General features: G+C 74.5%; 13 protein-coding genes. 6 read left to right on the plus strand and 7 right to left on the minus strand.

The features are described 5' to 3' along the window. Positions 1-54: 54 nt before the first annotated feature. Positions 55-1,437, minus strand: coding sequence for an MFS transporter (locus tag ACZ5D2_RS19165; RefSeq protein ID WP_371677367.1), 1,383 nt, complete (start codon positions 1,435-1,437; stop codon positions 55-57). A 315-nt stretch (positions 1,438-1,752) separates the two neighbouring features. Between ACZ5D2_RS19165 and ACZ5D2_RS19170 the strand changes: the two genes are divergently transcribed. Both ACZ5D2_RS19170 and ACZ5D2_RS19175 read left to right on the plus strand, forming a co-directional pair. Further along, positions 1,753-2,673 carry a DUF3027 domain-containing protein gene (locus ACZ5D2_RS19170; protein ID WP_371677366.1) on the plus strand — a complete coding sequence of 307 codons (921 nt, stop codon included), beginning with the start codon at positions 1,753-1,755 and terminating at the stop codon, positions 2,671-2,673. A 38-nt stretch (positions 2,674-2,711) separates the two neighbouring features. Further along, on the plus strand, positions 2,712-2,939 hold the full coding sequence (locus ACZ5D2_RS19175) for a hypothetical protein (RefSeq protein ID WP_371677365.1): 228 nt from the start codon (positions 2,712-2,714) through the stop codon (positions 2,937-2,939). On the opposite strand, the gene ACZ5D2_RS19180 is transcribed toward ACZ5D2_RS19175, so the two are convergent. Continuing rightward, a complete protein-coding gene (locus ACZ5D2_RS19180; protein ID WP_371677364.1) occupies positions 2,924-3,451 on the minus strand; it encodes a MepB family protein in 528 nt (175 codons plus the stop codon). The genes ACZ5D2_RS19175 and ACZ5D2_RS19180 overlap by 16 nt on opposite strands. Before the next feature lie 158 nt (positions 3,452-3,609). On the opposite strand from ACZ5D2_RS19180, the gene ACZ5D2_RS19185 reads away from it, so the two are divergent. Beyond that, a complete protein-coding gene (locus ACZ5D2_RS19185; RefSeq protein WP_468930614.1) occupies positions 3,610-5,142 on the plus strand; it encodes a flotillin family protein in 1,533 nt (510 codons plus the stop codon). 185 nt (positions 5,143-5,327) lie between these two features. On the opposite strand, the gene ACZ5D2_RS19190 is transcribed toward ACZ5D2_RS19185, so the two are convergent. Both ACZ5D2_RS19190 and ACZ5D2_RS19195 read right to left on the minus strand, forming a co-directional pair. Further along, positions 5,328-6,296 (minus strand): AraC-like ligand-binding domain-containing protein, encoded by a 969-nt coding sequence (locus ACZ5D2_RS19190; RefSeq protein WP_371677363.1) that lies wholly within the window; start codon positions 6,294-6,296, stop codon positions 5,328-5,330. 111 nt (positions 6,297-6,407) lie between these two features. Continuing rightward, positions 6,408-7,475 (minus strand): WD40 repeat domain-containing protein, encoded by a 1,068-nt coding sequence (locus ACZ5D2_RS19195; protein ID WP_468930616.1) that lies wholly within the window; start codon positions 7,473-7,475, stop codon positions 6,408-6,410. 76 nt (positions 7,476-7,551) lie between these two features. Between ACZ5D2_RS19195 and ACZ5D2_RS19200 the strand changes: the two genes are divergently transcribed. From ACZ5D2_RS19200 to ACZ5D2_RS19210, 3 genes are all read left to right on the plus strand, one after another. Next, entirely contained in the window at positions 7,552-8,244 is a 693-nt protein-coding gene (locus tag ACZ5D2_RS19200; RefSeq protein ID WP_371677361.1) for a GDSL-type esterase/lipase family protein, read from the plus strand. A gap of 59 nt (positions 8,245-8,303) precedes the next feature. Beyond that, the gene (locus ACZ5D2_RS19205) at positions 8,304-9,293 is read left to right on the plus strand and encodes an aldo/keto reductase (protein ID WP_371677360.1); all 990 of its coding nucleotides are present in this window, start codon (positions 8,304-8,306) and stop codon (positions 9,291-9,293) included. 180 nt (positions 9,294-9,473) lie between these two features. Further along, positions 9,474-10,538 (plus strand): MmcQ/YjbR family DNA-binding protein, encoded by a 1,065-nt coding sequence (locus ACZ5D2_RS19210; RefSeq protein WP_371677359.1) that lies wholly within the window; start codon positions 9,474-9,476, stop codon positions 10,536-10,538. Here ACZ5D2_RS19210 and ACZ5D2_RS19215 read toward each other — a convergent pair. The 3 genes from ACZ5D2_RS19215 to thpR form a co-directional block, all read right to left on the minus strand. Further along, complete coding sequence (locus ACZ5D2_RS19215) at positions 10,466-10,990, minus strand: YbaK/EbsC family protein (RefSeq protein WP_371677358.1); 525 nt, start codon at positions 10,988-10,990, stop codon at positions 10,466-10,468. The genes ACZ5D2_RS19210 and ACZ5D2_RS19215 overlap by 73 nt on opposite strands. A 34-nt stretch (positions 10,991-11,024) precedes the next feature. Continuing rightward, entirely contained in the window at positions 11,025-11,915 is an 891-nt protein-coding gene (gene ddaH / locus ACZ5D2_RS19220; RefSeq protein ID WP_468930622.1) for a dimethylargininase, read from the minus strand. A gap of 243 nt (positions 11,916-12,158) precedes the next feature. Continuing rightward, a complete protein-coding gene (gene thpR / locus ACZ5D2_RS19225) occupies positions 12,159-12,713 on the minus strand; it encodes an RNA 2',3'-cyclic phosphodiesterase (RefSeq protein WP_371677356.1) in 555 nt (184 codons plus the stop codon). Positions 12,714-12,769: the final 56 nt, after the last annotated feature.

Below are 12,769 nucleotides of genomic sequence, written 5' to 3' on the forward strand. Positions count from 1 at the left end.
CCGGGCCCCGCGCCCCACACGACGGCGTGGCCGGGTTCCGCCGGGCGGCGGGCGCTACGCCACGCGGGTGCGGGCGGAGCCCGGACGGTGCGGGCGCGGGGTCGCCAGGAGGCCGCGGAAGGCCATGACCGTGCCCGCGGCCACCATCGTGGCGGCGACCGCCATCCCCAGCACCCCGTTCAGCGGCAGCACGATCCCGATCCCGCCGCCCAGTACCCACGCCACCTGCAGCGCCGTCTCCGACCGCGCGAACGCCGACGTCCGCACCGCCTCCGGCACGTCCCGCTGGATCATCGCGTCCAGCGACAGCTTCGCCAGCGCCTGGCAGAACCCCGCCGTCCCGGCGAGCACCGCCATGAGCAGCCCGCTGAACAGCACCGCCGCCAGCACCGCCACCGTGAGCGTCACCGCCAGCACCGCCGCGATGATGGCCTCCGGGGCCCGGGCCCGCAGCCACGCGCCCACGGCCGTCCCCGCCGCGTTGCCCACTCCCGCCGACACGCCGACGATCCCGAGCGACACCGCCGCGCTCTGCCCCGCCAGGGGGTGCTCGCGCAGCAGGAACGCCAGGAAGAAGATCAAGAACCCCGACAGGGCGCGCATCGCCGCGTTCGCCAGCAGCCCGCACAGCACCGGCCGGCTGACCGTCCGCAGCCCCGGACGCTTCGAGTGCGCCTCGTGGGTGGACAGCCGTGCCCGCCGCTCCCCCTTCGCCTCGTCCACCTTGTGCGGCAGCTGGAACGCCGCGAACGTCCCCCACACGAAGATCGCGCAGGCCCCGTACAGCGGCCACGGCGGTCCGATCGCGTGCAGCCCGGCCGCCACCGGCGCGGCGGCGCCCGTCGCGAGCAGGCCGGCGAGCGTGACCCGGGAGTTCGCCTTGACGAGTGAGAACTTCGGCGGCAGCAGCCGCGGCACCACGGCGCTGCGCACGACCCCGTACGCCTTCGACGCGACGAGCACCCCCAGCGCCGCCGGGTACAGCTCCAGGCCGCCGGTGGCCACCGCGCCGGACATCATCACCGCCAGCAGGGCCCGCGCCAGCATCGCGCACGCCATCGCCGCGCGCCGCCCGTGCGGCAGCCGGTCCAGCAGCGGCCCGATCACGGGGGCCAGCAGGGTGAAAGGGGCCATGGTGATGGCCAGGTACAGGGCCACCCGGCCGCGCGCCTCGTCCGTGGGAACGGAGAAGAACACCGTGGAAGCCAGCGCGACGGTGATCATCACATCGCCGGCGCCGTTGATGGCGTGCAGTTCGATCAGCCGGCCGAGGCCCGATTCACCCGCCCCGTGGGCGTGCGTGGCGCGCCGGATTCCGCGCGCCGTACCGGTGATGGGGAGGTGCAGGGCACGCCCGACGGCCCGGCCGGCCCGTCTGGCCGGTCCCGAGCCGTCGACGGACGACCGTACGGGTGCCACGTGGCCATAGTGCCCCACTCGGCCCTCCCGGGGCCGCCCCGGCGCGTCGCGGGCCACCGGGATGTCCGCGAATCGGACCTCGCATGTGGGCCGAAGGCTTCGGAGGAGGTAGCGTGCGTAGCGCGCCACCGGCGGTTGCTCTTGGCCGCGCGCCTCTTCGCGATCCCGCAGAATGGATCGCAGTGGGGTGCGCCCGAGGCCGATCGGGCGCGGACGTCGACGCGGCCCTCTGGTCCGCTCCGCCCGCGCTACGTACGGACGAGACCGACGGGTCGTTGTGGACGACAGTACGGACGGCGCACTCGTGAGACGGCGTAGGAGAGAACGAGACCTGTGAGTGCTGCGACGACGACGCGAAGCCGTACCCCGCGTACCCCTGACCGCCTGTGCGTCGAGGCGGTAGAACTCGCCCGCGCGGCGGCCGAGGAGGCCGCCTTCCCCGGCGTGGTGGGCGAGCACGTCTCCGCCGTAGCGGAGGGCGACCGGGTCGTCACGCACTTCTTCGAGTGCAAGGAACCGGGCTACCGCGGCTGGCGCTGGGCCGTCACCGTGACCCGCGCCTCCCGCGCGAAGAACGTCACCCTCAACGAAACGGTGCTGCTGCCCGGCGAGGACGCCCTGCAGGCACCCGAGTGGGTGCCGTGGAGCGAGCGGCTGCGGCCGGGGGACATGGGCCCCGGGGACCTGCTCCCCACGGACGCGGACGACCTGCGGCTGGAGCCGGGCTACTCGGGTGAGGACGCCCCGCCGCCGAACGCGGTGGTCTCCACCGAGATGGCCGAACTGGTCGAGGCCGAGGACGCCGACGTCACCGACCGGGTGGTCGTCCCCGCGCGCGGCTCCATCACGGCCGTCGCCGAGGAACTGGGCATGCGGCGGGCACGGGTGCTCTCGCGGTACGGGCTGCACAGCGCGGCCGACCGCTGGGACGAGTCCTTCGGCGCGAAGACCCCGATGGCGCAGGCGGCGCCCGCGTCGTGCGTCTCCTGCGGCTTCCTCGTCGCGATCGGCGGGTCGCTGGGCCAGGCCTTCGGGATCTGCGCGAACGAGTTCGGACCGGCCGACGGCCGGCTGGTGTCCCTCTCCTACGGGTGCGGGGGCCATTCGGAGGCCGCCGTCATGCCGAAGCCGCTCCGGCCGGCGCCGCCGGTGCTCGACTCGATGGCGACGGACGAGTTCCCGCTGCGGCCCGCGGCGGGGACCGGCTCGGTCCCGGAGGCCGACCTCCCGTCCGCCGACCTCGGCCACTCCTGACCCGTCCCCCGGACCCGTTCCCCGCGTACGCTCGGGGAATGGGGGAGACGGACGCTGACATGGTGGGGATGACCGGCCGGGTGACCGGGACCGTCGGGCCGGGCCTGGTCGGAGAGGTCATCGTGCGGATCCGGGGCGGGGCCGAGCACTTCCTCGCCCATCCGGCCCCGGGCGAGGGCCTGCTGACGGTCGGAACCCTCGTGACGGTCGTCGAGCACCTTCCGCCGCGCACGGTGTACGTGATGGCCGCCTATCCGGTCGGCTGAGCGCGGTACAGCTCCCGCGCGCGGGCGGTGTCGACGGGGCCGTCCAGCGACAGGAAGTGCTCCAGCTGCCAGGCCTGCGTACGCTCCGCCTGCCGGCTGGTGGTGGTCACCCACGGCGGGTAGACCCGGAAGGCCCGCTTGCCCCCGGCGCCGTCCACCGAGACGACGCCCCGGCGGCGGAGCACGCCGAGGGGCAGGACGAACTGGCCGAAGCCTTCGCCGTCCCGGCTGCTGACGACGAAGAGGTCGACCGGGTCCGACACGTCGAAGGGCGCGATGGGTCCTCCGCCCGGGGCCCTCTTCCAGACGGTGACGAACTGGCCCGCCTTGGTGGGCGTCGTCCTGGCCGACCGGAAGCGGACGGCGAGGCCGTCCAGGGTGAACGCGCACGCGTCGTACGCGGCGCTCTCGGCCTCGGGGACCGGCGGCGAGCAGTCGAACCCGCAGGGAACGTAGACGCGCTCACGCGCTGCGAGCAGGTCGGCAGGGGGCCGGGAAGGGTGCGCCGTCATCCGTCCACCCTGTCATGTCCACCGGCCGGTCCGGTCCGCGGCACCCGTGCGTATCAAGATGGCGACAAGAATGATCCCGCCACTTCTCCGGCGGCCCCACCAGGCGCAGACTCGCCCTCGTCGGTGTCGAACGGCACCGCGATAAGGGGGCGTTGCCGATGGCTATCGGCGTCGTGGCGGGAATCGTACTCGCCGCAATCATTGCCTTGATCGGCCTGTTCAAGCTCATGTGGCGGGTGGCCGAACCGAACGAGGCGCTCGTCATCTCCGGCTCCACGCACAAGACCGAGGGCATCGGCGAGGGCATGGGCTTCCGGATCGTCACCGGGCGCGGAACGCTGGTGCTGCCCGGGGTGCAGGCGGTCCGCAAACTCTCGCTGGATCTGAACGAGACCCAGCTGAACGTGGACTGCGTCACCCACCAGGGCATCCCCCTGCGGGTGAAGGGCGTCGTGATCTTCAAGATCGGCGACGACATGGTGTCCATCGCCAATGCCGCGCGCCGGTTCCTGGACCAGCAGAAGATGATGCCGGAGCGGGTGCACATCGTCTTCGCGGGCCATCTGCGCTCCATCGTCGGCGGCCTGACGGTCGAGGACATGATCCGTGACCGCGAGAAGCTGACCGGGCAGACGCGGGCGGCCTGCGGGACCGAGATGGAGAAGCTGGGTCTGATCGTGGACTCGCTGCAGATCCACGAGATCGAGGACCCGACCGGCTACATCAAGAACCTGGCCATGCCGCACGCGGCCGCTGTGCAGCGGGACGCGCGCATCGCGCAGGCCGAGGCGAACCGGCTGGCGACCGAGGCCGAGCAGACGGCCTTCGCGCGGATGGCGGAGGCCACCCGCGACAGCGAGATCCTCCAGGCCGGCTACCAGGCCGAGCGGGACAAGGCCGCGGCCACCGCCCGCCAGGCGGGCCCGCTGTCGGAGGCCGCGGCCAAGCAGGAGGTCGTCGTCCAGGAGACCCGGGTGGCGGAGCTGGAGGCGCACCGGCGCGAGCAGCAGCTCCAGGCCGACGTGCGCAAGCCCGCGGACGCGGCGGCGTACCAGACGAGGACCCTCGCCGAGGCGGAGCGCGACGCCCGCATCTCGGCGGCGCAGGCCAAGGCGAAGGAGACGGAGCTGGCGGCGGCCGCCGAGGCGACCCGGGTGCGGACGGCCGCGTCCGCCGAGGCCCAGGCCACCGAGGCGCGCGGGCTCGCGGCGGCGACGGCGATGCGGGCGAGCGGTGAGGCGGAGGCGGCGGCCACCCAGGCCAAGGGCCTCGCGGCGGCCGAGTCGGCGCGGGCGAACGGCCTGGCGGCGGCGGAGGCGGCGAAGGCGAAGGGCCTCGCCGAGGCCGAGGCGATCAAGGCGCGGGCCGCCGCGCTGGCGGAGAACCAGGAGGCGGTGGTCGCGCAGCAGCTCGCCGAGAACTGGCCGGCGATCGTCGAGGCGGGCGCGGGAGCGTTCGGGAACGTCGAGCACATGGTGCTGCTCAACGGGGCCGAGGGGATGTCCGAGATGTTCGCGAAGGCCCTCACGATGGGCGGCGCGGGCCTGGGCATGGCCCGGCAGATGCTGGCCTCGATGGCCCAGCCGTCGCCGGAGCCCCGGCAGGCGCCGGAAGCCCCGCAAGCCCCTGCCGTCACCCCCGTGAACGGCAAGGGCCCGCACCAGCAGATCCCGATCGACGACCGGGCCTGAACCCGGCCCGGCCCGGGGCCGCGATGCCCGGGGCCCCTGGGGCCCGGCGGGCGGCACCTGCCGGGTTGCCCCGGCGGTGGCCGGAAATCGAGCTTAGGGCGTGGCCGGGCACCGGCCCGTGCGCTGCGCGCAAGGATCGTTGACCTTGCGCGCAACGCCCCCTGCCCGATCAGCCGCCGGCCCCGTCACGGCAGCCGTCCGGCCGGGCCGGTCCGGCGTAGTTCCGACGGGCTGGTCCCGTAGGCCTGCCGGAACGCCCGGCTGAAGACGGCCGCGCTGGTGAACCCCCAGCGGGCGGCGATCGCGTGGACGGGCCGCCCGGCCAGCGCGGGCCGCAGCAGGTCGGCGCGGCAGCCCGCCAGCCGGCGGCGCCGGATGGAGGCGGCGACCCCCTCCGGCCGCCCCTGGAAGAGCAGGTGCAGGCGGCGCAGCGAGATGTGGTGGCGGGCGGCGACCATCCCGGGGGTGAGCTCCGGGTCGCCGAGGTTGCGCTCGATGAAGGCGTCGATCTGCCGCAGCAGCACCTCCTCGCGGGCCTCGGCGGGGAGGTCGTCGTGCACGTCGAGGCGTTCGGCGAGGCAGGCCGCCGCGAGCCCCAGGGCGGCGGTGCCCAGGTGGGCCAGCTCCCGTTCCCCGCAGCCTTCCGCGTGGGCGTCGACCGAGCCGAGGAACCGGGCCAGGACCGCGCCCGTGCCCCGGCCGGCCGGGATCCGCTGGGCGAGCAGCCGGTCCACCCGGTCGGGGCGCAGCGGCAGCGCGGTGCGGGGGATCTGCAGGACGACGGCGCGGACCAGGGCGTCGTCCTCGCCGGGGGCGCCCGCCTCGTAGGGGTGGGAGGTGTCCCACAGCACCAGGTCTCCGTCGACCGGCCCCGAGTCGGCCCGGTGCCGGTCGACCCACATGGGGCCGCCGGTGACCAGGGCCAGCTGGTACTGCCCGGGGTCGCCCCGGCGGATGTGGCCCGGGGTGCGGCGCGAGCGCAGCGGGGCGTAGTGGAAGGTGGAGACCCGGACGGGGCCCAGGTCCAGAACGGCGGCGTCGGCGCGGAAACCGCCGGGGTCCACGCAGCGGATCGCGGTCGGCGCGAGGGAGCGCGCCACGACGTCCGTGAACCGGTCGAACCTGTCCCGCGGCGCCACGGCGGCCGAGGACATCGCCGCTCTCATTTCCGGTACCCCTCCCACCACGTCACGGCGGCCATGGACATGACCAGTCCCGTTCCGTGGGCAGGGACGCGGCCCGACTCCCGCCGGTTCCCCTCGTGTTCAGCTGCCGGACCGCCGCCTGAACAGCCGCTTTCCCCCGACGACCAGGGCCGTTGCCGCCGCCAGCACGAGCACGCCCTTGCCGTAGCCGCCGCCCCGGCCGGCCGGCCCGCCGTCCGCCCGGTCCCCGTTCCCGCCGCCCGCCGCACCGGAGGGGGCCGGACCGGAGGCGGAGGGACCGCCCCCGGCGGCCGGTCCGGGCGGGACCACCGCAACGGCCACCACCCTGCTGTTCGCACCCTCCGCCCCGAACATCAGCGTCTTCCCGTCCGGGGTGTACGTCACCGACTCCGCCTGCCCCTGCCACGGCGCGTCCACCCGCTCGCCCCCGCCCTCGGGCCGGCCGTCCTTCCACGGGTAGGTACGGGCCGTGAAGTAGCCGCGCAGCGTCAGCCGCCCGCCGTCCGGCGAGAACGCCCCGTCCGTCACCCACGGCACGTCCGCGACCCGCCGGAAGACGTTGGGACCGTCCGCCGACAGCCGCTCCGGACCCTCGTACAGGCCGCCCCGCTGCTCGTTCTTGCTGGCGATGTACGCCCGGCCCGTCACCGGATGCACCATCAGGGCCTCCGCGTTGCGCGGCCCGTCGGCGTAGGTCACCGTGAACTGCTCGGCCTTGACGGTGGTGTCGCGCAGCTCCTTCGGCTCCGGGAAGCGGTAGATCCACACGTGGTCCCAGGTGCCGTCCCGGTTGTCCCCGATGTCCCCGACGTACAACTGCCCGTCGGGGCCGAGCGAGATGGCCTCGACGTCACGGGGGGTCCCGATGCCGCTCATCGTCACCCGGGCCACGGTCCGGCCCGTCGCCGAGTCCACCGCGTACACGTACGGGCCGTCGTCGCTGTCGTTGTGCGTCCAGTAGACGCCGGGGTGGATCCGGCTCGCCGCCAGTCCGCTCGACTCCGTGATCCGCGGATCGGTGATGGTGAACCCGGACGCGCCGGGCCGGTCGTCCGCCGGGGCCGCCACGGCCGGGGCGGCGGTCCCCGCCAGCAGGGCCGCGCACAGCAGGGCGGCCGCAACGGCGGGGACGGAGGGAAGGGCGGTCCGTACGGGCAACAGGCGCATTCCCCCAGCCTGCCAGCCCGTCCGGCGTGTCCGGCATCACAGGAATACCTGTCGCGTGATCCGCGATGATGACCGGATGCGTTTCATGTTCGTCGGCGACTCCATGACCATCGGACGCGCCGGCGACTACACCTGGCGCTACCGGATGTGGCAGCACCTGGCCGCCACCCTGGACGGCCCCTTCGAGATCGTCGGCCCGCGCACCGCGCTCTACGACGCCGCCACCGGCGCGGGCACCAGCCACGCCTACGCCGCCCCCGGCTTCCCCGCCGACGCCCGCCGCCACCTCGCCGGCTGGGGCGAGGGCTGGCAGCACATGGCCCCGCTCATCGGCCCCGCCGCCCACGAGGGCCGCGCCGACGTCCTGCTCGTCTCCCTCGGCCTGATCGACCTCGGTTTCTACACCAAGGCCGAGCAGACCGCGGCCAACGTGCGCCTCTTCGTCGACGCGGCGCGCCGGGCGCGCCCCGGGATCCGCATGGTGTTCCTGCCCGTCATCCCGAACGTCCGCGCCCAGGAGGACCCGCCCTTCGCGGCGGAGGTCACCCGGTTCAACGAACTGCTCGCCAAGGCGGTCGCCGACCTCACGACCGACGCCTCGCCGGTCCTGCTGGCCGCGCGCCCGCAGGCGTACGAGATCGCCCACGACACCTACGACGGCACCCACCCCAACGCCTCCGGAGAACACCGCCTGGCGGGCGAGTTCGCGGCCGTCCTGCACCAGGCCTGGGGCATCGGCGGCCCCTACCGCCCCGCCCGCGAGCCGTAACACGCCGACACCGGCGGGGTCTTGCCTGGAGTGGACTCGAAGCAGTTGGCTTGGGGCCCATGAAGTACACGCAGCTCGGACGCACCGGACTCAAGGTCAGCCGACTCGTCCTCGGCACCATGAACTTCGGCCCCCAGACGGGCGAGGCCGAAAGCCACGCCCTGATGGACGCGGCCCTCGACGCCGGCATCAATTTCCTCGACACCGCCAATGTGTACGGCTGGGGTGAGAACAAGGGCCGCACCGAGGAGATCATCGGGACCTGGTTCGCCCAGGGCGGCGGCCGCCGCGACAAGACGGTGCTCGCCACCAAGGTCTACGGCTCGATGGCCCCCGAGGGCGCGGCGTGGCCCAACTACGACCGGCTCTCGGCCCTGAACATCCGCCGCGCCGTCGATGACAGCCTCAGGCGGCTGCGGACCGACCACATCGACGTCTACCAGTTCCACCACGTCGACCGGCAGACCCCCTTCGAGGAGATCTGGCAGGCCATCGAGGTCCTCGTCCAGCAGGGCAAGATCCTCTACGCGGGCTCCTCCAACTTCCCCGGCTGGAAGATCGCGCAGGCCAACGAGACCGCCGCCCGCACGGGTCGGCTCGGACTGGTCAGCGAGCAGTGCCTCTACAACCTCGCCGAGCGGCGCGCCGAGATGGAGGTCATCCCGGCCGCCGAGGCGTACGGACTCGGCGTCATCCCCTGGTCCCCGCTGCACGGGGGCCTGCTGGGCGGCGCGATCCGCAAGGCGGCCGAGTCGGGGCGCAGTGCCTCCGGCCGGTCGGCGGACGCGCTGGCCAACAGCTCGGTACGGGCGCAGGTGCAGGCGTACGAGGACCTGCTCGACAAGCACGGCCTGGAGCCCGGCGAAGTGGCCCTGGCCTGGCTGCTGACCCGGCCCGGCGTCACCGGACCGATCGTCGGTCCCCGTACCGCCGAGCAGCTCGCCTCCGCGCTGCGGGCGGTGGAGCTGGAACTCTCCGGGGAACTCCTCGCCTCCCTGGACGAGGTCTTCCCGGGGCCGGGGGCCTCGCCGGAGGCCTTCGCCTGGTAGCGGGCCGGCCGGGGCGGCCGCCGGGCGGGTCCTACTGTCCGACGGCGGCCGCCACGGCGACGACGACGAACATCAGCACGAGCACACCGGCCATGACACGGTTTCTGGTCTTCGGGTCCACCCGTCGAGACTAACGTGACCGCCCCCGCCCCCGGCGCCGGGGGCTGCGAGACTTTCGCCATGGTGGTGACCGTGGAAGACGTACGGCGGCTCGCGCTCGCGCTGCCGCGCACCGAGGAGCACCTCGTCCGCGACCGGGTGAAGTTCCGGATCGGGCGGATCGTCTACCTCGCCCTCTCCCGGGACGAGAGCGAGCTCGGGTTCGCCTTTCCCAAGGAGGAGCGGGCCGCGCTGGTCGCGTCCGAGCCGGCGAAGTTCTCCCTGCCCGGCGCCGGTGACCTGCGCTACAACTGGGTGCACGCCCGGATGTCCGCCCTCGGCCACGGGGAGCTGGCCGAGCTGGTCACCGACGCCTGGCGGATGTGCGTACCGGCGAAGGTGGCCCGCGCCCACCTGGAGGGCGGGCTGCCGCCCGCGCCCGGCCTCGACGGGCTGCGGGAGGCCGCCGCGGTGTTCGGGGCCTTCCCCGGAGTCGACCGCAGCTGGCGGGCGCTGGTCGCCGACACCGCCCCCGGCCTCGACCTGTCCCGGGCCGCGCACCGCACCGCCCTGCACCGCTGGCTCAACGCCTGGGGCTGCCGCATCCGCTACCCCCGGGACGGCGAGCCCGACCCGCTGGGGACCGGGCTCGACGCCTGGTGGGGCCGGCACAGCCTGCCCGGGGCCCCGCTCGCGGCGCTGGCCGACCGGGACGTCGCCCGGCTCGCGGCCGCGTACGGGGACCTGGCCGCGCTCCCGCTCGGCCGCCGCACCCTCGGGCCGACCGCCGCCGCCAAGGCCCTGTTCGCGCTGCGGCCGCGCACCGTGATGCCCTGGGACGCGGCGATCGCGACCCGCATGCACGGCGCGCGGGACGCCGCCGCCTTCGACCGGCACCTGCGCACCGGCAGGGCCTGGGCGCAGGCCGCGCTCGCCGGGAGCGGCCTGGACGAGGACGCGCTGACCGCCTGGCTGGGCCGGCCCGGACTCCCGCTGGCCAAGGTCCTCGACGAGTACCTGTACGTCACCCTCAGCCACCGGGGCGGCGACGCCCCCGACCCGGCCGGGCGCGCTCAGCCGGCCGCGGTCACCAGTGCGGGCTCCTCGGTGATCCGGGCCGGCCGGGGCCGGGCCAACGCGACGTAGCTCGACGTGCGCAGGGCCACCGACACGTCGAGCCGGCCCGCGTTGAACCAGATCTCCTCCCGCTCCAGCAGCTCCGGATCGACCACCACCTCCACCGACGGGTCGAAGCTCACCGGCATGATCGAACCGCTGGCGCAGCCCGTCAGCTCCTCGGCGACCGCCCGCACGGCGAAGGAGGCGTTCGTGCCCCCGTACGCCGCCCGCACCGCCTCCAGGTCGACGCGCCGGTGCCCCGGCACCACGGCGATGACGTAGCGGCGTCGTTTGCGTCCCAGCGCGACTCTGATGACCAGGCACTTGGCGGCCTCTTCGAGGCGGTGGCCGCGGATGAGGCTGGCGAGTTCGGTCTGGCCCTCCGGGGCGTGGTGGAGCAGCCGGTAGTCGGCCCCTCCGTCGCCCAGGAGGTCGAGCAGGCGGGTGTAGCTGTCCGCGATCGCGGTCGCAGAGGTCACAACGGTCCTTTCCGGAAACTTCGTTGGCGGTGACTCAGCGGTCGCGCAGCTCCAGGGTGCAGCACTTGACGCTGCCGCCCGCCTTGAGGAGCTCGGAGAGGTCGACCCCGATCGGCTCGAAGCCGCGCTCGCTGAGCTGGGCCCGCAGACCGGTCGCCGCCTCCGGCAGCAGCACGTGGCGGCCGTCGGAGAAGGCGTTCAGCCCGAAGACCGCGGCGTCCTCGGCGGTGGCGAGGATCGCCCGGGGGAACATCGTGCGGAGCACGGACCGGCTGCCCTCGGAGAAGGCGGCCGGGTAGTACATGACCTCGTCGTCGGAGAGCACGGCCAGTGCCGTGTCCAGGTGGTAGAACTCCGGGTCGACGAGGGTCAGGCTCGTCACCGGCAGGCCGAAGAACTCCTGGGCCTCGGCGTGCGAGCGCGGATCGGTGCGGAAGCCGGTGCCGGCCAGCAGCCGGCGGCCGACGGTGAGGATGTCGCCCTCGCCCTCGTTGATGAACTCGGGCCACAGCACCTCGCGGTAGCCCCGGCGCTCGAACCAGTCGAGGTACGCCGGACCCTCCGCGGTGCGCTGCGCGTGCCGGAAGCGGGCCCCGTAGACCTTGCCGTCGACCACGGTGGCGCCGTTGGCGGCGAACACCATGTCGGGGAGGCCGCCGACCGGGTCGATCTCCTCCACGAGGTGGCCGAGGTCGAGGTACAGGTCGCGCAGCCGCTCCCACTGGCGGAGGGCGAGGGCGGTGTCGGTGCGCTGCTCCGGGTGCATCCAGGGGTTGATCGAGTACGTGACGTCGTAGTGCTGGGGACGGCACATCAGCAGCCTCCGCCGGGTGGCGACGCGGGACGGGACCGGGAGGGTGGCGGTGGGCTCGGTGAACGGCACGGGGACTCCTTCAAGGGTGACTGGAGGGGCCGGGCCGCCCATGGGATGGGGTGGGCGGCCGTCATCGGGGCACGGTGCGTCAGCGGGCGGAGGCGGGCGGGTACTCGGCGTGAGCATGCCGGGATCGCCTCTACTGCTCCTTTTTCACCGGAATCCGGATTCCGCGCCCCGAAGTCCGGGCCACCGGAACATGAACCGTCCCGGAACCCTGCGCTTCACCGGCCCGGGGGTGGGGCGGGGCGCGACGGGGCCGGGCGGGACGGGGCGCCAGGGGACGGGGCCCGCTCAGCCCGTCAGGGGCCAGGCCTCGACGACCTCGTACCGAGGCTGCTCACCGGGGACACCGCTGGTGGGGAGGTTGCTGCGGACGAGGCTGAGGGTGTCGACCCGCCAGGGCGTGCCCTCGAAGCCCGCGAGCGCGTCGAGGAACGGCCGCAGGTCGGCGGCGCCCCGGCTGCGGGCGAGGGTGAGGTGGGGGGTGTAGCGGCGGTGCTGCTCCATCGGGATCCCGGCCCGCCGGGCGGCGGCGTCGGCCCGCTCGGCGAGCAGCCGCAGGGCGTCGAGGCCGCCGGCGGCTCCGGTCCACAGGGCGTGGTCGCCGAAGTGGCCCGCGCCGTGCAGGCGCAGCGCGAAGGGCTCGGTACGGGTGGCCGCGCGGGCGAGGCGGGCGTGCAGGTCGGGGAGGAGCCGGGCGGGGACCTCGCCGAGGAAGGCGAGCGTGAAGTGCCAGCCCTCCTCGGCGGTCCACCGCAGCCCGTCCCCGCGGGGCACCCCGGCGAGCGCGGCCCGCAGTTCCTCGACGGCCCCGTCGGACGGCAACACGGCGGCGAACAGCCTCATGCCCCGACGATATCCCCGCGCGCGGGCTCCGCGGCCCCCGACCGGGCCCCGGCCGG

This window comes from Streptomyces sp. NPDC031479 (assembly GCF_055581065.1).